Origin of the sequence: Streptomyces sp. NPDC048275 (assembly GCF_040652275.1) — a bacterium.
GTDB lineage: Bacteria > Actinomycetota > Actinomycetes > Streptomycetales > Streptomycetaceae > Streptomyces.
This window is the reverse complement of record NZ_JBEZLR010000040.1, coordinates 1-20,460: the sequence shown is the minus strand read 5'-3', so window position 1 is coordinate 20,460 and position 20,460 is coordinate 1. Positions and strand designations below refer to the sequence as shown.

Genomic DNA, 20,460 nt, shown 5'->3' with positions numbered 1-20,460 from the left:
ACGTCGGGGTAGTCCCCTACGGGCAGGTTCGGGGTTCTTCTGGAACTCCGGACCTGCCCGTTGCGTTTACCGTTGAAGAGCGCCGCGGCGGCAGCCGCGACGGGCCCGAGGAGGAGCGTGTGGAAGCCGTGATCGCAGTAATCGCGCTGCTCTTCCTGCTGTTCGTGGTGCTGGGCGCGTATGCCACGGTGAAGGCGGTCGGCGCGGCGAAGCGAGGCGTGGACCGCACGATCTCGCAGGCCCGCCGCACGGTCGAGGACACCACTCTGCGCGCCAAGACCCTCGCCCAACCGGGCCCGGCGGGCGAGATCGCCCAGTTGAGGCTGAAGCTGCGCACGTCGATGCGGGCCACACAGGACGCGTTGCAGGCGGGGGCGACCGACGACGAGTCCCTGAAGGAATCCCTGGGGCTCTTCGAGCGGCTCAGTGTGCACGGGCGCGAGCTGGACGACGAGCTCAAGCGCCTGGAGTCCGAACCTGACAAGGGTGCACTCATCGTCCGGCTGCCCGGGCTGCGTGAGCGTACGGAGCGGATCACGCAGTCCGCGGATTCGCTGCGCTGGGCGGCGCGCGACCGGGCCCGCCGGTTCGCGGACGACGACCTGGACTCGCTGAGCGCGCAGATCGACGTCGAGGCGGGTGCGTTGCGGCACTGGACGACCGAGCCGAAGCCCGCGGCCTCCTGGCCCGAGACACCGGCGCCGGACGCGGCCGCTTCCTCCGGCCAGACCTGGCCGAGGCCTCCTGAGTCCCGTACCGCCGACGAGCCGACGCCTCCCGCCATCACTCCACCGGGTCGACAGCCCAGCTACCCCTGGCAGAAGAAGGCCCGTCCCGAGAGCACGACTTGACCAGACCTCGACCGCAGGTGGGAGGGGCCGGGCTGCCGTCCGGGCCCCCCGCCGGGTAACCTCCAGTTCATGTCCCGCCATGTCGCGATCGTCACCGATTCAACGGCCTACTTGCCGCCCCGGACGATGGAGCGCCACGGCATCACCGCGGTGCCCCTGACCGTGGTTCTCGGCGATCAGGCACTCGAAGAGGGCACGGAGATCTCGGCCCGCTCCCTGGCCCAGGCGCTCCAGAAGCGGCGCCCTGTCACCACGTCCCGTCCCAGCCCCGAGGTCTTCGCCGCGACGTACCGCAAGGTCGCCGAGTCGGGCGCGACCGGCATCGTCTCCCTGCACCTGTCCGCCGAGTTCTCGGGCACGTACGACGCCGCGGTCCTCGCGGCCCGGGAGTCTCCGGTGCCCGTGCGCGTGGTGGACACGGGGATGGTCGCGATGGCTCTCGGGTTCTGCGCGCTGTCCGCCGCGGAGTCCGCGGAGTCGGGGGGCACGATCGACGAGGCGGTTACGGCCGCCGAGAAGCGGGCCGCCGATACCTCCGCGTACTTCTACGTCGACACCCTCGATTATCTGCGTCGCGGCGGTCGCATCGGGGCCGCGCAGGCGCTGCTGGGCTCCGCGCTCGCGGTGAAGCCGCTGCTGCAACTGGACGGCGGGCGCATCGAACTCCTGGAGAAGGTACGGACGGCGTCCAAGGCGATCGCCCGGCTCGAGGAGATCGTGGCCGAACGCGCGGGCAGCGCCCAGGTCGACATCGCCGTGCACCATCTCGCCGCTCCCGAGCGGGCGTCGGCCCTCGCGGACCGGTTGCGGGGGCGGGTGCCGGGCCTGGCCGATCTGCATGTGAGTGAGGTCGGGGCAGTGATCGGGGCGCATACCGGGCCCGGGTTGTTGGGGGCGGTTATCTCGCCTCGATGAGGCTCGGGGCTTGGGCCGGGTGAGGCTGAAGGGGCCGGCAGGGGTGGATGTGTCGGCTGTGGCTCGTGTGGGTGACCGGGTTATCCACAACTAGGCGGTAGTCCACGGGAATTGAGCAAGATCATCGCGAAAGCGGTGGGTTGCCCGATCCTCGACGCATGGCACTTCGATCACGCTCACGCACCGCCACTCCGACCAGTGGCCCGGGCCGCGGTCCCGTTTCCGACGGCCGCACCCGCCATCGCCGTAACCACCCGCGGAACCGCCCCGGCAACCGCACCCGACGCCACGAGGCCTCGGCCGAGGCACTCCGCTTGCGCGCGCAGGCACTCTTCCCCGAAACGGGCAAGGTGCGGGGAAAGTCGGGGAACGGTCCGCCGGGGGTGGATCGTGATGTGGGAGCTCCAAGGGCGAGAACCTCGGCGGGAGTTGGGGTCGCTCACGTGTGGGGGAGCGTCGCGCCTCCGCTCGACGGGGCCGTGAAGCGTGACGCTTCGGGTTCGGGGCCGGTAGGCGACGCCCCATCAGAGGTCCCCGTGCGCAATGCGGCGGGGGTGTGGCGGGAGCGGGCCGGGTCTGCCGTCCGGGAGCGGATGCCCCTGTGGTTGCAGTCGAGGTGTGGCCTCGAGCGCAAGAGCGTGGCCGCGCTCATGGTGCTGCTCTCGGTGGCCGCGGTCTTTGCCCTGCAGCACTTCTGGGCCGGCAGGACGCAATCAGTGCGGGCTCCCGAGGTGGTGCGGGCAGTGGCTCCGTACGGCGGACAGGATGGACAGGACGGCGAAGACGGGGCGAACGGAGCGGGCGGACAGGACGCAGCGGCGGGGCGGAAGGCGGCTCAGCAGCCTGGTACCTCGGCCGGGGCACTCAACCCGGTCGGCTCGGCCGGGACCGTGATCGTGGTGGACGTCCGCGGCAAGGTGCGCAGTCCTGGGCTCCAACGATTGTCGGCCGGCTCCCGGGTCGAGGATGCGCTGCGGGCCGCCGGCGGGGTCCGGCCGGGCGCGAACACGGAGGGGCTCAACCGCGCCCGCCTCCTCGTGGACGGCGAACAGGTCGTGGTCGGCGCTCCGGCTCCCGTGGCGGGAACAGTCACGGGCGGTGGCATTGGGGTCACTGGCACCGGTGGATCCGCTTCCGGGGTGGCACCCTCCGCTCCCGTCCCCCTCAACACGGCCACCGTGGACCAGCTCGACATCCTTCCGGGCGTGGGTCCCGTCCTCGCCCAGCACATCATCGAATACCGCACCCAGCACGGGGGCTTCCGCTCGGTCGACGAACTCCGCGAGGTCAATGGAATCGGCGACCGCCGGTTCGCCGATCTGCAGAACCTCGTACGGCTATGAGCGGGGCGAAGGGGGTGAGCTCGGTCGGGGCGGTTGGGTCCACTGGGGTCGGGTTCGGGGTGGCGCGGGGGCATTCGGACTCGGCACCGGTGCCCTCCGTGTCTGCCGTGCCCTCCGTACCCGCCGTGCCCTCCGTACCCGCCGTGCCTACCGTGCCCTCCGTTTCCGCGGATGCCGTGGCGGGCCGCCGAGCCGTGCATATGGCCTCGGGCAAGCGTCTGGGCGCCGCGCATCCCCGGGCGGAAGGACCAACGGATCTGCGGCTCGTGCCGCCCGCTCTCGCGGCCTGGGTGACGGCGGCGGTGGCGCTGGGAGCCCCGCCCGGATGGGTCACGGGTGTGGTGGTGGGCGGCCTGATCCTGGGCGGCGCCTTGCTGGCTGCCGGGCGGAGAAGGGTGCGCACCACGGAGGAGCACGGTGAACGGCGGTCGCCCGCGTGGCCGTGGGTCTCCGTCGCCGCCGTGCTGCTCTGTGTGGCAGCGGCCGCCGCCTCCGCGGGGTTGCACGGGGCGGATCTGCGCCGCGGACCGATCCCTTCCCTGGCGCGGCAGTATGCCCAGGTGACCGCTGAGGTGGAGGTCACCTCCGATCCGCGGCTCACCCGTCCTCGGATCAAGGGAGATCACGCGACCCCGACGGCCGTGCTGCTGGAGGCGGAGGTCCGGCGCGTGACGCGCGCGGACGGAGGCGGGGCGAGTGTGGAAACGCGCACGCCTGTGCTGGTGATCGTCGACGCGAGCTCGCCGAGGGGCTCGCCTCGGCTGCCTGATCGGCGTTCGCCCTGGCTGTCGTTGCTGCCGTCCACCCGGTTGCGGGTGGCCGCGCGGCTGGCGCCCGCCTTGTCGGGAGGCGATCGGATCGCGGCCGTGTTGCGGGTGCGGGGGAGTGGGCCGCCGAAGGTGGTGAGGGAACCGTCCGGGGCACAGCGGTTCGCCGGTCGCTTGCGCGAGGGGCTGCGGGAGGCGACCGAGGAGCTGGACGCGGACGCGCGGGCGCTGCTGCCGGGGCTGGTCGTGGGGGACACCTCCCGGGTCACACCGGAGCTGGACGAGGCCTTCAAGGCGACGGATCTGACTCATTTGCTCGCCGTCAGTGGGGGTAACTTCACGATTTTGTTGGCCCTGTTCATCGGACCGCCGGGGCTGGCCCAGCGTGTGGAGCGGCGGGGCCTCGCACCACGGCTGGGCGTTCCGCTGCGGGCGACCGCACTGCTCGGTGGCGCGGTCACGCTCGGCTTCGTGATCGTGTGCCGGCCGGACCCGAGCGTGCTGCGGGCCGCGGCCTGCGGCGGGATCGCACTGCTGGCCATCGCGACCGGACGCCGCCGATCGCTGATTCCCGCGCTGGCCACGGCCGTCCTGCTGCTGGTGCTGTACGACCCCTGGCTGTCCCGTAGCTACGGCTTTCTGCTCTCCGTCCTGGCGACCGGCGCCCTGCTCACGCTCGCCCCACGATGGAGTGCGGCACTCCGGAGGCGCAGAGTGCCGCCGCGTCTGGCCGAGGCACTCGCCGCCGCGGGAGCCGCGCAAGCCCTGTGCGCACCGGTCGTCGTTGTCCTGTCGGCCCGGGTGAGCCTGGTGGCGGTGCCGTGCAATCTGCTCGCGGAGTTCGCCGTCGCGCCGGCCACCGTGCTGGGTTTCGCGACACTCGCGACTGCGTCGGTGGCGCTGCCGGTTGCCAAGGGGCTGGCGTGGACCGCGAGTTGGCCTGCTGGATGGATCGCGGACATCGCTCGTGGCGGCGCCGCGCTGCCCGGTGGGGGAGTGGACTGGCCGGGGAGTTGGACGGGGGCCCTGCTGCTCGCCCTTCTCATGGCGGTCGTCGTGCTCGTCGGCCGACGGCTCCTGAGACACCCATGGTTGAGCGGTGCCTGCGTTGTCGTGTTCCTGCTGGTCGTGGTGCAGCCGACATCACTCACCAAGGTGATCACGGGATGGCCGCCGCCCGGCTGGCGACTCGCGATGTGCGACGTGGGGCAGGGCGACGCGACGGTACTCGCGGCGGGCGACGGCACGGCAGTGGTGGTGGACGCGGGGCCCGATCCGATGCTGGTCGACCGCTGTCTGAGCGCGCTCGGCATCACCCGGATTCCGCTCGTGGTGCTGACGCACTTCCACGCCGACCATGTGGCGGGGCTGCCGGGCGTGCTGCGTGGGCGTTCGGTGGGGGCGATCGAGACGACCGGTTTCGAGGAGCCTCCGGACCAGGTCGAGTTCGTACGGAGGGAGGCGGCCGCACGGCGCATCACGATGACACAGGCCGTGGCGGGGGAACGGCGGCGCACAGGAGATCTCGACTGGCAGGTGCTGTGGCCGCCGCCGAACCCGGCCCCGACGTCGGACGGTCCCAACGACTCCAGCGTCGCCCTGCTCGTGCGGTCGGCGGGGCTGCGGCTGCTGTTGCTCGGCGACCTTGAACCACCGGCGCAGCAGGCGCTGTTGAGATCGCCCGCGGCCGCGGAGGTGGCGGGAGTGGACGTGCTCAAGGTCGCCCATCATGGCTCGGCCTACCAGGATCCGGGGCTCATACGCACAGTGGCCCCGCGGCTTGCCCTGATTTCTTGCGGTAGGGACAACCCGTACGGACATCCCGCGCCCAGCACGGTCGCGGCGCTGCGGGCCGGGGGTGCTGTGGTGCTGCGTACGGACGAGGACGGGGCACTGGCCGTCGCCGGTGGGAGCGGAGGGCTGAGCGTGGCGAGAGACTGAGGGCATGAATTCCGCACAGGCCGATGCCTACCTTCGTCGGATCGGGGCCCCGCACCCCGCGTGGCCCACCTCCGGTGTGCTGCGTGAGCTGCAGCTTCGCCATCTGGAGACGGTGCCGTTCGAGAACCTGTCGATCCATCTGGGTGAGGAGATAGTGCTGGAGGAGAAGCGACTGCTGGACAAGGTGGTGGGCGCACGCAGGGGTGGTTTTTGCTACGAACTGAACGGCGCGTTCGGGGCGTTGCTGGGGGCGCTGGGATTCGACGTGACGCTGCTCGCGGCGCGGGTGTATGGCGAGGAGGGGCGGCTCGGGATCCCGTACGACCATCTCGCGCTGCGGGTGCGGACGGTGGACGGGGGTGACTGGCTGGCGGACGTCGGGTTCGGGGCGCACAGCCACTATCCGCTGGCTTTCGGGGAGCGGTCCGAACAGGCGGATCCGGGCGGCACCTTCCGGGTCCTCGAAGCGGGACCGGACGCGGCGGGGGTGCGGGGCGTCGGTGGGAGGCGCGAGGCGGAGGATCTGGACGTCATCCGGAACGGTGGGCCGCTGTACCGCCTGGAGGTGCGGCCGCGGGTGCTTGGGGATTTCGTGGCGGGGGCCTGGTGGAACAGCACGTCGCCGGTGTCGCATTTCGTGCGGTCGCTGGTCTGTTCGCGGGTCACGGAGGGCGGAGGGCGGATCACGCTGAGCGGTCGGAGCTTGACGGTGACGACGGCCGACGGGGTGAAGGAGGTGTCGGATCTGACTACGGACGAGGAGGTGTTGGTCACTTATCGGGAGCGCTTCGGGATCGAGTTGGACCGGGTGCCGGAGGTGCGGAAAAACTGACCGGAGCGGTCAAATGGGGTGAGTAGTGCCCCAAGCGGGGTTACTCGTGCGTAGTCCCAGCCCATGCGCTGGATTCCCGTGACGCGGTCGCGTGGTGCCTCGAAAGCCGCGCTAGTGGTGCGGGGGGTGTGTTTCGGCTTGGGGTGCGTCGTGACCGACCCTGGCGTCGGGACTGTCGGGCGTAGCGGAAAATGTCCTCGTGAGCGATGTGAGACATGTGTTGGTGCTGCCGGACCGCGATGCTGCGGAAGAGGCGGCGGAGGCGATCGGTGACCGGTTCGGGCTCGACGAGGAGCCGCAGCTCGTACGGGACGCGCTGGCTGGCGAGGACGATGCCGAGGACGCGCAGTGGCTGGTGGTCCTGACGGATCCCCGGGAGCGGCTCGATCCGAAGGAACTGGACGAGTTCGCGAGGGAGTGGGACGGGTGGCGCGAGGAGCCGTAGGGCTCCGCGGGGGAGGGGGAGGGGGAGGGGGAGGGGGAGGGGGCCGGAGACCGTGGGTGGTTCGTGAGCTGCTGGGCATTCGTGGGTTGAGGGGCGGGTGGTCCGCCCACTCGTCGGGCGTTGTCAGTGGCGCGTGGGATGCTTGTCGAGATGGCCAGGAAGACTGCTGATGACGACCCTCTCGCCCCCGTCACGCTTGCCGTGGGCCAGGAGGATCTCCTGCTCGATCGTGCCGTGCAGGAGGTGGTGGCCGCTGCCAGGGCCGCCGACGCCGACACGGATGTACGGGACCTCACCCCGGACCAGTTGCAGCCCGGCACGCTTGCCGAGCTGACGAGTCCGTCGCTCTTCTCCGAGCGCAAGGTCGTGGTCGTACGCAATGCGCAGGATCTGTCGGCCGACACCGTCAAGGATGTGAAGGCGTATCTGGGGGCGCCGGCTGAGGAGATCACCCTCGTGCTGCTGCACGCGGGTGCGGCCAAGGGCAAGGGGCTGCTCGATGCCGCGCGCAAGGTGGGGGCGCGGGAGGTGGCGTGCCCCAAGATGACGAAGCCCGCGGATCGGCTGGCGTTCGTGCGCAGCGAGTTCCGGGCGCTCGGGAGGTCTGCCACGCCTGAGGCCTGTCAGGCGCTCGTCGATTCCATCGGGAGTGATCTCCGGGAGTTGGCCGCCGCGGTGTCTCAGCTGACCGCGGATGTCGAGGGGACGATCGACGAGGCCGTGGTCGGGCGGTATTACACCGGGCGGGCCGAGGCGTCGAGTTTTACCGTGGCCGATCGGGCCGTGGAGGGGCGGGCCGCGGAGGCGTTGGAGGCGTTGCGGTGGTCCCTGGCGACCGGGGTCGCGCCCGTCATGATCACCAGTGCGTTGGCGCAGGGGGTGCGGGCGATCGGGAAGCTGTCGTCCGCGCGCGGGGGGCGTCCGGCTGATCTTGCGCGGGAGTTGGGGATGCCGCCGTGGAAGATCGATCGGGTGCGGCAGCAGATGCGGGGGTGGACGCCGGACGGGGTCGCTGTCGCGTTGCGGGCTGTCGCTGACGCGGATGCCGGTGTCAAGGGTGGCGGGGATGATCCCGCGTTCGCCCTGGAGAAGGCGGTTGTTGCCATTGCCCGGGCGGCTCGGTCCCGACGGGGTTAGGGTCTGTCGTTTGGATCACGCCGCGGACGCGGGGTCCGGCACACGCGTCTGCGGCGTTGTCGTCGGTTGCCGATGCTCCGCATCGACGCCCTCCTCCGCCTTGTAGCCGCGCTCACCGGCGCCGACAAGGCATCGCCGATTCCCCGCGACCTGGTCCAAACGACAGGCCCTAGTCCCCGGGGACGCTTCCACGCCGAAGGCCCCGCTCTCCCTCCTGGGGAAGGAGGGGGAGCGGGGCCTTCGGTTCACGATGTTGGGTCCGTGCCCGCGTGGCGAACGCAGGCCGCGCACAGACCCGGGGGTGCCGGTCAGGAGCGGATGAGAGGGCCCGCTGGGTCCCTTCCGGCGGTCAAGTCGAGTTGGACTCAGCCCTTGAGGGAGACGACCTTGGAAGCAAGCGCCGACTTCTTGTTGGCGGCCTGGTTCTTGTGGATGACGCCCTTCGAGACGGCCTTGTCGAGCTGGCGCGCCGCGGCGCGCTGGTACTCGGTGGCCTTCTCGACGTCACCCGCGGCAGCAGCCTCGCGGGCCTTGCGGATCGCGGTCTTCAGGGAAGACTTGACGGCCTTGTTGCGCTGCCGGGCCTTCTCGTTGGTCTTGATCCGCTTGATCTGGGACTTGATGTTCGCCACGAATGAGCCTTTACAGGTTCAGGCACGCGAGACAGCACGTCTCACACGCCGTTTGATTTCCTTGGGGTGTGCCTCCTGCAGAGAGGGCATGAGACACAGCCACCCAGGCTACCAGCCGTCGCGCGACCGGCCCAAACCGGTCGCAGCTCCCCACCCGTGGGACGATGGAGCCTACGTATCGATCCGACCCGAGGCGACAGGCGCCTCAAGAGACAGGACCCTGCGTGCCCGCGACCCCTAACAATGTGCCCGAGCCGAGCCGTACCGCCCCGGCTCTGATCCGCAATTTCTGCATCATCGCGCACATCGACCACGGCAAGTCCACGCTCGCCGACCGCATGCTTCAGCTGACCGGGGTGGTCGAGCAGCGGCAGATGCGTGCTCAGTACCTCGACCGTATGGACATCGAGCGCGAGCGCGGCATCACGATCAAGTCCCAGGCGGTCCGACTGCCCTGGGCCCCGACCGAGGACCCGGGCAACACCCACATCCTCAACATGATCGACACCCCCGGGCACGTGGACTTCACGTATGAGGTGTCCCGGTCGCTTGCCGCCTGCGAGGGGACCGTCCTGCTCGTCGACGCCGCCCAGGGCATCGAGGCCCAGACCCTCGCGAATCTGTACCTCGCGATGGAGAACGACCTCAAGATCATCCCCGTACTGAACAAGATCGACCTGCCGGCCGCGCAGCCCGAGAAGTTCGCCGAGGAGCTCGCCAACCTCATCGGCTGCGATCCCGGCGACGTGCTGAAGGTCTCCGCCAAGACCGGCCTGGGCGTCGAGGCGCTGCTGGACAAGGTCGTCGCCGAGATTCCGGCCCCGGTCGGCGTCCAGGACGCGCCCGCCCGCGCGATGATCTTCGACTCCGTCTACGACTCCTACCGGGGTGTCGTGACGTACGTACGTGTCATCGACGGTCAGCTCAACAAGCGCGAGCGGATCCGGATGATGTCCACGGGAGCCACGCATGAGCTCCTCGAGATCGGGACGAACTCGCCGGAAATGCTTCCGGCCGACGGGCTCGGTGTGGGTGAGGTGGGTTACCTCATCACCGGTGTGAAGGACGTCCGGCAGTCCAAGGTCGGTGACACGATCACCACCCTGCACAAGGGGGCGACCGAGGCGCTCGGCGGGTACAAGGACCCCAAGCCCATGGTCTTCTCCGGGCTCTATCCGCTGGACGGGTCCGACTACCCCGAGCTGCGCGATGCCCTCGACAAGCTGCAGCTCAACGACGCCGCGCTGGTCTATGAGCCGGAGACCTCGGCCGCGCTCGGGTTCGGGTTCCGTGTCGGGTTCCTGGGGCTGCTGCACCTCGATGTCATCCGGGAGCGGCTCGAGCGTGAGTTCGGACTCGATCTCATCGCCACCGCGCCCAACGTCGTCTATCGGGTGCTGATGGAGGACGGCAGCGAGCACACCGTCACCAACCCGAGCGAGTTCCCCGAGGGGAAGCTCAGCGAGGTGTACGAGCCCGTCGTACGCGCCACCATCCTCGCGCCCTCCGAGTTCATCGGCTCGATCATGGAGCTGTGCCAGACCCGGCGCGGCACCCTGCTCGGCATGGACTATCTGTCGGAGGACCGGGTCGAGATCCGCTACACGCTGCCCCTCGCGGAGATCGTCTTCGACTTCTTCGACCAGCTGAAGTCCAAGACCCGCGGCTACGCCTCGCTCGACTACGAGCCCACCGGCGAGCAGGCCTCCAGCCTGGTCAAGGTCGACATCCTGCTGCACGGCGACAAGGTGGACGCCTTCTCGGCGATCACCCACAAGGACGCGGCGTACGCGTACGGTGTGCGGCTCGTCGCCAAGCTGCGCGAGCTGATTCCGCGGCAGGCCTTCGAGGTGCCGATCCAGGCCGCCGTCGGTTCGCGGGTCATCGCCCGCGAGACCATCCGCGCCATCCGCAAGGACGTCCTCGCCAAGTGCTACGGCGGTGACATCTCCCGTAAGCGGAAGCTGCTGGAGAAGCAGAAGGAAGGCAAGAAGCGGATGAAGATGGTGGGCTCTGTGGAGGTTCCGCAAGAAGCCTTCATCGCCGTGCTGTCCAGCGACGACAGCGGTGGCTCGGCCAAGGGCAAGAAGTAGTCACGCGCGGCACGACGACTTCGTCGATTTCCAGGGCCCGTTGCGCTTCGGCGCGGCGGGCCCTATCTCTGTTCTGGGGGCGTTCTGGGGCGTTCTCGGGGGGAAGTGCTGTAGGAAGCGACAGCACGCCGCCTCTTACGCAGTGGCCGGTCGCGCTCTACTCTGATCACTGCTCGATAGTTACTCGCGAGTTAAACAACAGCCGCAAATTGAGCCAGCCGCACTGTTGCGGGCCCCGGAGGATGTCGTGAGCGACACACAGACCCTGATCGAGAACCGTCCGCCGTCCGTGGCGGCCCTCTTCCTGGAGCGTGTGGCGGCCACGCCGGCCGCCGAGGCCTACCGCTACCCCGTCCCGCCGGCGGGCGAGGGTCCCGACGACTGGAAGTCGCTGACCTGGGCGCAGGCCGCCGAGCGGGTCTACGCCATCGCGGCCGGACTGATCGAACTGGGTGTCCAGCCGGAACAGCGCGTCGCGCTCGCCTCCTCCACTCGGGTCGAGTGGATCCTCGCCGATTTCGGCATCATGTGCGCGGGTGCGGCCACCACGACGGTCTACCCGCAGACGAACGCCGAGGAGTCCGCGTTCATCCTCTCCGACTCGGCCAGCAAGGTCCTGATCGCGGAGGACGCGGCCCAGCTCGCCAAGGTGCGGGAGAAGCGCGCCGAGCTGCCCGAGCTCACCCATGTCGTGGTCATCGACCCCACGGGCGTGGAGACCGGCGACTGGGTGCTCAGCCTCGCCGAGCTGGAGACCCGCGGTGCCGCCCACCTGGAGAAGAACCCCGACCTGATCAAGGAGAAGGTCGGTGCGATCACCGCCGACCAGCTCGCCACGCTCATCTACACCTCCGGCACCACGGGCCGCCCCAAGGGCGTCCGCCTCCCGCACGACAACTGGTCGTACATGGCGAAGGCCATCGCCGCGACCGGGCTGCTCGGCCCCGACGACGTGCAGTACCTCTGGCTGCCGCTCGCCCACGTCTTCGGCAAGGTGCTCACGTCCGGCCAGATCGAGATCGGGCACGTCACCGCCGTCGACGGCCGGGTGGACAAGATCATCGAGAATCTGCCGGTGGTGCAGCCGACGTACATGGCGGCCGTCCCCCGCATCTTCGAGAAGGTCTACAACGGGGTCGCGGCCAAGGCGCGGGCCGGCGGCGGCGCCAAGTACAAGATCTTCCAGTGGGCCGCCGAGGTCGCCCGAGCGTACGCGAAGGCCAGCCAGGACAACTTCCGCCGCACCGGCACCGCCTCCGTCCCCTTCGCGCTCGGTGCCAAGCACAAGGTCGCGGACGCGCTCGTGTACGCCAAGATCCGTGAGGCCTTCGGCGGCAAGCTGCGGGCCTGCGTCTCCGGCTCCGCCGCGCTCGCGCCCGATATCGGCTACTTCTTCGCCGGCGCCGGCATCCACATCCTGGAGGGGTACGGCCTCACGGAGTCCTCCGCCGCCTCCTTCGTGAACCCCGGGGAGGCGTACCGCATCGGCACGGTCGGCAAGCCCGTGCCCGGCACCGAGGTGCGCATCGCGGACGACGGCGAGATCCTGCTGCGTGGCCCCGGCATCATGGAGGGCTACCACGGGCTGCCGGAGAAGACCGCCGAGGTTCTGGAGGAGGACGGCTGGTTCCACACCGGTGACATCGGCGAGCTGTCCCCGGACGGGTATCTGAGGATCACCGACCGGAAGAAGGACCTGATCAAGACGTCCGGCGGCAAGTACATCGCGCCCGCCGAGGTCGAGGGTCTGTTCAAGGCCGTATGCCCGTACGTCTCCAACATCCTCGTGCACGGCGCCGACCGGAACTTCTGCACCGCGCTCATCGCCCTCGAAGAGCCGTCCATTCTGGACTGGGCGAAGGAGAACGGACTGGAGGGCAAGTCGTACGCCGATGTCGTCGCCGCGCCGGCCACCGTCGAGCTGATCGACGGCTACGTCAAGGAGCTCAACGGGGGGCTTCAGCGGTGGCAGACCATCAAGAAGTTCCGGTTGCTGCCGCGGGATCTCGATGTGGAGCACGGGGAGATCACGCCGAGTCTGAAGGTGAAGCGGCCGGTGGTCGAGCGGGAGTACAAGGAGCTGATCGAGGAGATGTACGCCGGCTCGCGGGAGGCGTGAGCCCCCCGAGGGGCTGAGCCTCTTACGGGGCGCGGTTGTCCCTCAAGGCGGTCACCAGCCTCTGTAGTTCCCGGACCTGCCTGCGCAGGTCCGGGATGTCCGGCTGGTCATCGGCGCTCAGTTGCTTCTCCAGGGCCGCCAGACGGGTGCTCACCTGGGCAGCGTGGGTGTGCTCCTGGGTGAGTATGCGTTCCAGTTGCTGGTTCTTGCGGTGCAGGTCCAGGAAGACCGTCACCTTGGCGCGCAGCACCCATGGGTCGAAGGGTTTCGTCAGGTAGTCGGCGGCGCCGGTCGCGTAGCCGCGGAAGGCGTAGCCCGCGTCGGCGTCGGTGCCGGTCAGAAAGATGATGGGGACGTCCTTGGTCTGGTCGAGCCGCTTGATGTTGGCGGCGGTCTCGAAGCCGTCCATGCCTGGCATCCGGATGTCGAGCAGGACGACGGCGAACCGCTGCCGCAGCAGGGCCTTCATCGCCTCCTCGCCCGAACGCGCGCGCACCAGCGGCTCGTTGAGGGACCCCAGGACGGCCTCCAGCGCGATCAGGTTGTCCTCCATGTCGTCGACCAGGAGGATGCTGGCGCGCTCGTCGGTCGTTTCCTCAGCGCTCATGGTGACTGTGCCTCACTCGGTCGTCGGCGGGACCGAGGCCTCCCCTGGTATGCCCGGTCCCGGAACAACGGATTCGGGAACGTCGTCGCCCTGTTCGTCGAGGTCTGTGCCCTCCGGGTCGAGGAGGGCGCAGACGACGGTGAGGAGCTGGTCGACGTCCACCGGCTTGGGTACGTAGTCGTTGGCACCGCGCGCGATGGATTTCTCGCGGTCTCCCGGCATCGCCTTCGCGGTGAGCGCGACGATGGGCAGGCCTGTCCAGCGGGGGGTGCGGCGGATGGCGGAGATCGTTTCGTAGCCGTCCATCTCCGGCATCATGATGTCCATCAGGACGAGTTCGACGTCGGGGTTGCGCTCCAGGGTCTCGATTCCCTCGCGGCCGTTCTCCGCGTACAGGACGGGCATGCCGACGCGGCCCAGGACATGGGTGAGCGCGAAGACGTTGCGGATGTCGTCGTCAACGATCAACACCCGTCGCCCCGGCAGGACCTGGCCCGCGCGGCCGGACTTCCAGGCCTCCAGTTTGGTGGGTGTCGGCCAGGAGTCGTCGGTGTCGTGGGCGGTGTAGGGCTCGGTGGACAGCTGTTCCGGTACGGGCAGCGGGCGGTTCTCCGCCACGGGTCCGGTCGCCGCGTGACCGGGGCTGATGACAGGGACGTACAGCGTGAAGGTGGAGCCCTTGCCGGGGGCGCTCTCCGCGATGATGCGGCCGCCGAGCAGGCCGGCGATCTCCCGGCTGATCGACAGGCCGAGGCCGGTGCCGCCGTACTTGCGGTTGGTGGTGCCGTCGGCCTGCTGGAACGCCTCGAAGATCACCGGGAGTTTCTCCGCGGCGATGCCGATGCCGGTGTCGGATACGGCGAAGGCGATCACGTCGTCGCTGTTCTCGCCGGTGAAGGTGTGGTCGGGGTCCTTGAGACGGTTGACGCGCAGCTCGACCCGGCCGGTCGCGGTGAACTTGATCGCGTTGGAGAGCAGGTTGCGCAGGATCTGCTGGAGCCGCTGCTCGTCCGAGTACATCTCGCGCGGTACGTCCTCGCCGACCGCCACCTCGAAGGCGAGCCCCCGGTCCAGGGTGAGGGGACGAAAGGTGGCGTGGACGTAGTCCAGCAGCTTGATGAGGGGGAGCCGCTTCGGGCGTACGTCCATACGGCCCGCCTCGATCTTCGACAGGTCGAGGATGTCGTTGATGAGCTGGAGGAGGTCGGAGCCCGAGCGGTGGATCGTCGTCGCGAACTGGACTTCCTGGTCGGAGAGATGGCCGTCCGGGTTGTCGGAGAGGAGGCGGGCGAGGATCAGCAATGAGTTGAGCGGCGTGCGCAGTTCGTGCGACATGTTCGCCAGGAACTCCGACTTGTACTGGGAGCTGGTCGCCAGGAGCGCGGCCTTCTCCTCCAGTTCGGCGTTCGAGCGCTGCAACTCCGCCTGTTGTGACTGGAGTTCGTCGGAGCGGTCCTGGAGCTGGATGGCCAGCCGCTGGGACTCGCCGAGCAGGGACTCGGTGCGGGAGTTGGCGATGATGGTGTTGATGGCGACGCCGATGGTGTTCACGAACTGGTCGAAGAACGCCAGGTGGACGTCGGAGAAGCGGGAGAACGAGGCGAGTTCGATGACGCCCAGCAGCTTGTCCTCGAAGAGGATCGGGATGATGACGACGCTCGCCGGAGCCGCCTCCCCCAGACCGCTGTTGATCTTGATGTAGTCCGGTGGGGCTTCTTCGACGAGGATGCGCTTCTTCTCGCGCGCCGCCTGCCGGACGAGTCCGTGCACCGGCATGCCGCCCGTGTCGACGGTCGCGCCCTGCGCCGAGCCGTACCCGGCGATGAAGGCGAGACCCTTGGTGGGCACGGCCGTACGCAGGGACGTACCGTCCTCCTCCGGGTCGGCCAGGAAGAAGGCGCCGTACTGCGCGTTCACCAGCGGGGTCAGCTCGCGCAGGATCAGGTCGGCGACCTCCATCAGATCCCGGTGGCCCTGCATCAGCGCGGCGAGCCGGGCGAGGTTCGACTCCAGCCAGTCCTTCGCGCGGGTGGTCTCGCGGAGGTTGGCCACCATCAGGTTGATGTTGTCCTTCAGCTCGGCGACCTCGCCCTGGGTCTCCACGGTGATGGAGCGGGACATGTCGCCCTGGGCCACCGCGGAGGCCACCTCGGCGATCGCGCGGACCTGGGTGGTGAGGTTGGAGGCCAGCTCGTTCACGTTCGTCGTCAGGCGCTTCCAGGTGCCGTACACACCCTCGACCCTTGCCTGGCCGCCGAGTTGACCCTCCGAACCCACCTCGCGGGCCACCCGGGTGACCTCCGAGGAGAAGGAGGAGAGGGTGTCGACCATCGTGTTGATGGTCGTCTTCAGCTCGAGGATCTCACCGCGCGCGTCCACGTCGATCTTCTTCGACAGATCGCCCTGGGCCACGGCGGTGGCGACCTGCGCGATGTTGCGTACCTGCGAGGTCAGGTTGTCGGCCATGTAGTTGACGTTGTCGGTCAGGTCACGCCAGACGCCGGACACGCCGAGCACCTGGGCGCGGCCGCCGAGCCGGCCGTCCGTGCCGACCTCGCGCGCGACGCGGGTCACCTCGTCGGCGAAGGCGCGCAGCTGCTCCACCATCGTGTTGACGGTGTCCTTGAGTTCGAGGATCTCGCCGCGGGCGTCGACCGTGATCTTCTTCGACAGGTCGCCGTTCGCGACCGCCGTCGTCACCTGGGCGATGTTGCGGACCTGCGAGGTCAGGTTCAGGGCCATGAAGTTGACGTTGTCCGTCAGGTCCTTCCAGACGCCGGACACGCCGCGGACCTGGGCCTGGCCGCCGAGGTTGCCTTCGGTTCCGACCTCGCGGGCCACGCGGGTGACCTCGTCGGCGAAGGCGGAGAGCTGGTCGACCATGGTGTTGATGGTCGATTTGAGTTCGAGGATCTCGCCCTTCGCCTCGACCGTGATCTTCTTGCCGAGGTCGCCCTGCGCGACGGCCGTGGAGACGAGGGCGATGTTGCGGACCTGCGAGGTCAGGTTGTCGGCCATGAAGTTGACGTTGTCGGTGAGGTCCTTCCAGACGCCGGAGACTCCGCGGACCTGGGCGCGCCCGCCGAGGTTGCCTTCCGTGCCGACCTCGCGGGCCACGCGGGTGACCTCGTCGGCGAAGGCGGAGAGCTGGTCGACCATGGTGTTGATGGTCGATTTGAGTTCGAGGATCTCGCCCTGCGCGTCGACCGTGATCTTCTGGCTGAGGTCGCCGTTGGCGACGGCCGTGGTGACCTGGGCGATGTTGCGGACCTGGGAAGTCAGGTTCGAGGCCATGAAGTTGACGTTGTCGGTGAGGTCCTTCCAGACGCCGGAGACGCCGCGGACCTGGGCACGGCCGCCCAATTGGCCTTCGGTTCCGACTTCGCGGGCGACGCGGGTGACCTCGTCGGCGAAGGCGGAGAGCTGGTCGACCATCGTGTTCACGGTGAGCTTCAGCTCGAGCAGCTCGCCGGTCGCCTCGACCGTCACCGTACGGGTCAGATCGCCGCGCGCCACCGCCGTGGTCACCAGGGCGATGTCCCGCACCTGGGCGGTGAGCCGGGAGGCCATCGTGTTGACCGCCTCGGTCACATCGCGCCAACTGCCCGACAGGCCCGTCACTTTGGCGCGCCCGCCGAGCCGGCCCTCGGTTCCGACCTCGCGGGCGACCCGGGTCACCTCACCGGTGAACAGGGACAGCTGGTCGACCATCTTGTTGACGGCTCGGCCCAATCTGCGGAGGTCACCCCGCAGTTGACGGTTCCCGTCGTGCAGGTCCACCCGCTGGGTGAGGTCACCGCCGGCCACCGCGTCGAGGACGCGCGTCGCGTTCGCGGCGGGTGCCACCAGGGCGTCGAGCAGCTGGTTCACGTCATTGACGCGGGTCGTCCAGTTGCCCTGGCCGGGGCTCGCCGACAGTCGCTCGTCGAGTCGGCCGTGTCGCACCAACTCCCTCCGGACCCGCTGCACTTCCGTGTTGAAGTGGGTGTTGCGGTCGAGGATCTGGTTGAACGTCGTGCTCAGCTCGGCCACCAGGCCGTGCCCTGTCTCCGGCACTTTGGTGAAGTCGCCGTCGCGCGCGGCGGTCATCGCGGCGAGTAGAGGACGCAGATCTGATGCCCGAATTTGTCCGTCTTCGAGCGCACGCGTAGCACTGTTCTCACTCATGGCAGCCCACTTCGGTAACTCGGCGCTTATGGGCGCGGCCAGTCTGTCACTCTGTCCGTGTCGCCTGAGGCGTAATCGTCCGAACTGCTCAGGGAGCCGCACAGTGGGGGCCATTCCGACGCAACGGGAGTCACAACCGGACTCCATGGCGCTTGCCCCTGGTACGCCCGCGCACCACCGCGCGGGCCAGGAAACAATGGCGCGCGCCGCGCTGCCTGGCACTCCTCTCGCGCCCGGCGCCGCCCGTCGGCTGGTGCGGGAGGCGCTCGCCGACTGGGCCGAACTCGCGCTGCCCGGCGCCGAGATCGTCGGCGAGCGGCTGGCCGAGGACGCCGTCGTGATCGTCAGTGAACTCGTCACCAACGCCGTGGTGCACGCGGGCACCGACGTCGAGCTGCTGTGCCGGCTGGACATCACGGCCGACGGGGCGGTGGGCGCGGTGGTCGTCGAGGTCTCCGACCACCACCCCTCGAGGGCGGTACGAGAGGAAGCGGTCGAACGGCAGTACGGCACACCGGAGTACGGGCGCGGGCTGCGGCTCGTCTCCGCGCTCTCGGACGCCTGGGGGATCACCTACCGCACCGGCGTCAAGACCGTCTGGGCGCGGCTGCCTGTTCATGGGGGGCTGGCGGTGGACGAAGAGCTCGGCGTGGTGGCTGGGGGGTCGGCCGTGGGTGAGGGACTCGGCGTGGCCGGGGGGCTTGTCGTCGACGCGGGGGCGGCCGGCGAGAGGGCGGTTGAGGAGGGAGCGGCCGGCGAGAGGGCGGCCGACGAGGGGGCGGAGGCCTACGTCGATGAGCTCGCCCTGACGACCGGGCCGCGAGGTGCCGAAACGCGGGCCCCCGATCCGAGGCGTGGCCCGCGGCGGGACCACGACTGGCTCAACCGCGGTGCCCTCTCCTTCCTTGCCGAGGCGTCCGACCTGCTCGCCGGACAGCTCGACGAGGACCTGGTCGCCGCGCTCGCCGGACAGCTCCTGGTGCCACGGCTCGCGGACTGGTGCGCGGTGTGGCTGGAGGACGAGGCCACCGACCGGGCCGGCGGTCTCGGCCTGGCCCTGGGGCCGCGGCTCGCCCGCGTCTGGCACGGCAGTGAGAACCGCATCGAGGAGTTGCGCCGGGCCCTGGAGAAGGATCCGCCACGACTGCCGGACTCGGTGCGATCCCGTGCTGTGCCGGTGCCCTGGCCGGGCGAGGTGCTGGGGGATGGTGAGGAGTGTTGGGCCGGCGAGATGTATGTGGCGCGTGTGACGGACGGGGCCCACGGCCCGGGCAGGACGCCCGAGGCAAGCATCGTGGGCGGGATCTACGGAGCGAGCATCGTGGGCGAGGCGCACGGAGCCGGCACTGTGGGCGGGTTACCCGGAGTCGGCCCCATGGGCGGGGCGCACGCGGCGATTCCCGGCGAGGAGGCGCCCGGACCGGACCGGGCGGAGGGGCAGAGTCGGCCTGGCGGGGTGAGTGACGGGAGTCGGTCCAGTGGGGCCGCGCTCGCGTACCGGCTGATCGCGGGCGGACGCCCACTCGGCACCCTCGTCATCGGGCGGGCCGGGCCGACCGCCTTCCCCGACGAGATCACCGGGCTGGTCGAGGATCTCAGCCGCCGCATCGCCCTCGCCATCGGCGCCGCCCGCCAGTACGCGCGCCAGGCCACCATCAGCCGGGTCCTCCAGCGCGGTCTGCTGCCCGGAGCGGTCGCCGAGATCCCCGGGGTGCGCAGCGCCCTCGTGTACGAGCCGTTGGACAAGGGCGGGCCCAGCGGTGACTTCTACGATCTGTTCCCGGCCGGGGACGGGCGCTGGTGCTTCGTCCTGGGCGACGTGCAGGGCAAGGGGCCCGAGGCCGCCGTGGTGATCGGCCTCGCCCGGCCCTGGCTGCGGCTGCTGGCCCGTGAGGGCTACCAGGTCGCGGATGTCCTGGACCGCCTCAACCAGCTTCTGCTGGACGACGCGACCGAGGCGGCCGACGCGGCGGCCCGCGCACTGGTCGCCGCGGGCGGGCCGGGCCTGGGCCCCGACGAGGGTCCGCAGACCCGCTTCCTGTCCATGCTGTACGGCGAGCTGGTGCCCTTCGAAGGCGGCGTCCGCTGCACCCTCGCCTCCGCCGGACATCCGCTGCCGCTGATCCTGGGCCCCGATGGCGACGTACGGGAAGTGGCCGAGCCGGGGACCCTCCTCGGCGTCTTCGAGGACGCGACCTACACCTCCGAGACGTTCGAGCTGTACCCCGGCGACACCGTCCTGTGTGTCACGGACGGAGTGACGGAGCGCCGCAGCGGACCGCGCCAGTTCGATGACGACGACGGGCTTGCGCAGGCCCTCGCGAGCTGCGTGGGGCTGAGCGCCGAGCTCGTCGCGGAAAGGATCCGGCGACTGGTGCACGAGTTCGGCAGCAGGCCGCCGGAGGACGACCTGGCGTTGCTGGTGCTGCAGGCGGAGTAGGCAGCCGGAACGGGAAAGGACCCGAACAGGAAAGGGCGGGAGAAACAGGAGCGGAGGGGCTGGAACTGCTCACCATGGAGTGCGCACAAGGTCGAATTAGCTCGATCGTGTGATCGTCCGCTTGCGGGCTTGCGGTGCCCTGGGCTGATCGGGCTAACGTGATCGTGCGAC

Annotated in this window: 13 protein-coding genes; 10 read left to right on the top strand and 3 right to left on the bottom strand. The window is 69.7% G+C overall.

Features of this window, described 5'->3' with window-relative positions:
* The first annotated feature begins 119 nt into the window (after nucleotides 1-119).
* The 7 genes from AB0D57_RS23465 to holA all read left to right on the top strand — a co-directional run bounded on the left by AB0D57_RS23465 (nucleotide 120) and on the right by holA (nucleotide 8,231).
* Nucleotides 120-851: a hypothetical protein gene (locus AB0D57_RS23465; protein WP_362076152.1), complete on the top strand. Its 732-nt coding sequence runs from the start codon at nucleotides 120-122 to the stop codon at nucleotides 849-851.
* A 69-nt stretch (nucleotides 852-920) separates the two neighbouring features.
* Nucleotides 921-1,766 carry a DegV family protein gene (locus AB0D57_RS23460; RefSeq protein ID WP_362076149.1) on the top strand — a complete coding sequence of 282 codons (846 nt, stop codon included), beginning with the start codon at nucleotides 921-923 and terminating at the stop codon, nucleotides 1,764-1,766.
* Between the two features lie 158 nt (nucleotides 1,767-1,924).
* Nucleotides 1,925-3,109, top strand: a complete 1,185-nt coding sequence (locus AB0D57_RS23455; protein ID WP_362076146.1) for a ComEA family DNA-binding protein — start codon at nucleotides 1,925-1,927, stop codon at nucleotides 3,107-3,109.
* A 200-nt stretch (nucleotides 3,110-3,309) separates the two neighbouring features.
* The gene (locus tag AB0D57_RS23450) at nucleotides 3,310-5,817 is read left to right on the top strand and encodes a ComEC/Rec2 family competence protein (protein WP_362076282.1); all 2,508 of its coding nucleotides are present in this window, start codon (nucleotides 3,310-3,312) and stop codon (nucleotides 5,815-5,817) included.
* Between the two features lie 4 nt (nucleotides 5,818-5,821).
* Entirely contained in the window at nucleotides 5,822-6,649 is an 828-nt protein-coding gene (locus tag AB0D57_RS23445; RefSeq protein WP_362076143.1) for an arylamine N-acetyltransferase, read from the top strand.
* A gap of 199 nt (nucleotides 6,650-6,848) precedes the next feature.
* Nucleotides 6,849-7,094 carry a hypothetical protein gene (locus AB0D57_RS23440; RefSeq protein ID WP_362076140.1) on the top strand — a complete coding sequence of 82 codons (246 nt, stop codon included), beginning with the start codon at nucleotides 6,849-6,851 and terminating at the stop codon, nucleotides 7,092-7,094.
* 150 nt (nucleotides 7,095-7,244) lie between these two features.
* The gene (holA, locus tag AB0D57_RS23435) at nucleotides 7,245-8,231 is read left to right on the top strand and encodes a DNA polymerase III subunit delta (protein WP_362076137.1); all 987 of its coding nucleotides are present in this window, start codon (nucleotides 7,245-7,247) and stop codon (nucleotides 8,229-8,231) included.
* Nucleotides 8,232-8,596: 365 nt separating this feature from the next.
* Here the strand turns inward: holA and rpsT are convergent, their stop codons facing one another.
* A complete protein-coding gene (gene rpsT, locus AB0D57_RS23430) occupies nucleotides 8,597-8,863 on the bottom strand; it encodes a 30S ribosomal protein S20 (RefSeq protein ID WP_362076134.1) in 267 nt (88 codons plus the stop codon).
* A 224-nt stretch (nucleotides 8,864-9,087) separates the two neighbouring features.
* On the opposite strand from rpsT, the gene lepA reads away from it, so the two are divergent.
* Complete coding sequence (gene lepA, locus AB0D57_RS23425; RefSeq protein ID WP_362076131.1) at nucleotides 9,088-10,956, top strand: translation elongation factor 4; 1,869 nt, start codon at nucleotides 9,088-9,090, stop codon at nucleotides 10,954-10,956.
* A 247-nt stretch (nucleotides 10,957-11,203) separates the two neighbouring features.
* Nucleotides 11,204-13,075: an AMP-binding protein gene (locus AB0D57_RS23420; RefSeq protein ID WP_362076128.1), complete on the top strand. Its 1,872-nt coding sequence runs from the start codon at nucleotides 11,204-11,206 to the stop codon at nucleotides 13,073-13,075.
* 22 nt (nucleotides 13,076-13,097) lie between these two features.
* Here AB0D57_RS23420 and AB0D57_RS23415 read toward each other — a convergent pair whose 3' ends face one another.
* Together AB0D57_RS23415 and AB0D57_RS23410 are read right to left on the bottom strand one after the other, a co-directional pair.
* On the bottom strand, nucleotides 13,098-13,682 hold the full coding sequence (locus tag AB0D57_RS23415) for a response regulator (RefSeq protein WP_362076125.1): 585 nt from the start codon (nucleotides 13,680-13,682) through the stop codon (nucleotides 13,098-13,100).
* 12 nt (nucleotides 13,683-13,694) lie between these two features.
* Nucleotides 13,695-17,849 carry a HAMP domain-containing protein gene (locus AB0D57_RS23410; RefSeq protein WP_362076122.1) on the bottom strand — a complete coding sequence of 1,385 codons (4,155 nt, stop codon included), beginning with the start codon at nucleotides 17,847-17,849 and terminating at the stop codon, nucleotides 13,695-13,697.
* Nucleotides 17,850-17,994: 145 nt separating this feature from the next.
* Between AB0D57_RS23410 and AB0D57_RS23405 the strand changes: the two genes are divergently transcribed.
* The gene (locus AB0D57_RS23405; protein ID WP_362076119.1) at nucleotides 17,995-20,289 is read left to right on the top strand and encodes an ATP-binding SpoIIE family protein phosphatase; all 2,295 of its coding nucleotides are present in this window, start codon (nucleotides 17,995-17,997) and stop codon (nucleotides 20,287-20,289) included.
* Nucleotides 20,290-20,460 lie beyond the last annotated feature (171 nt).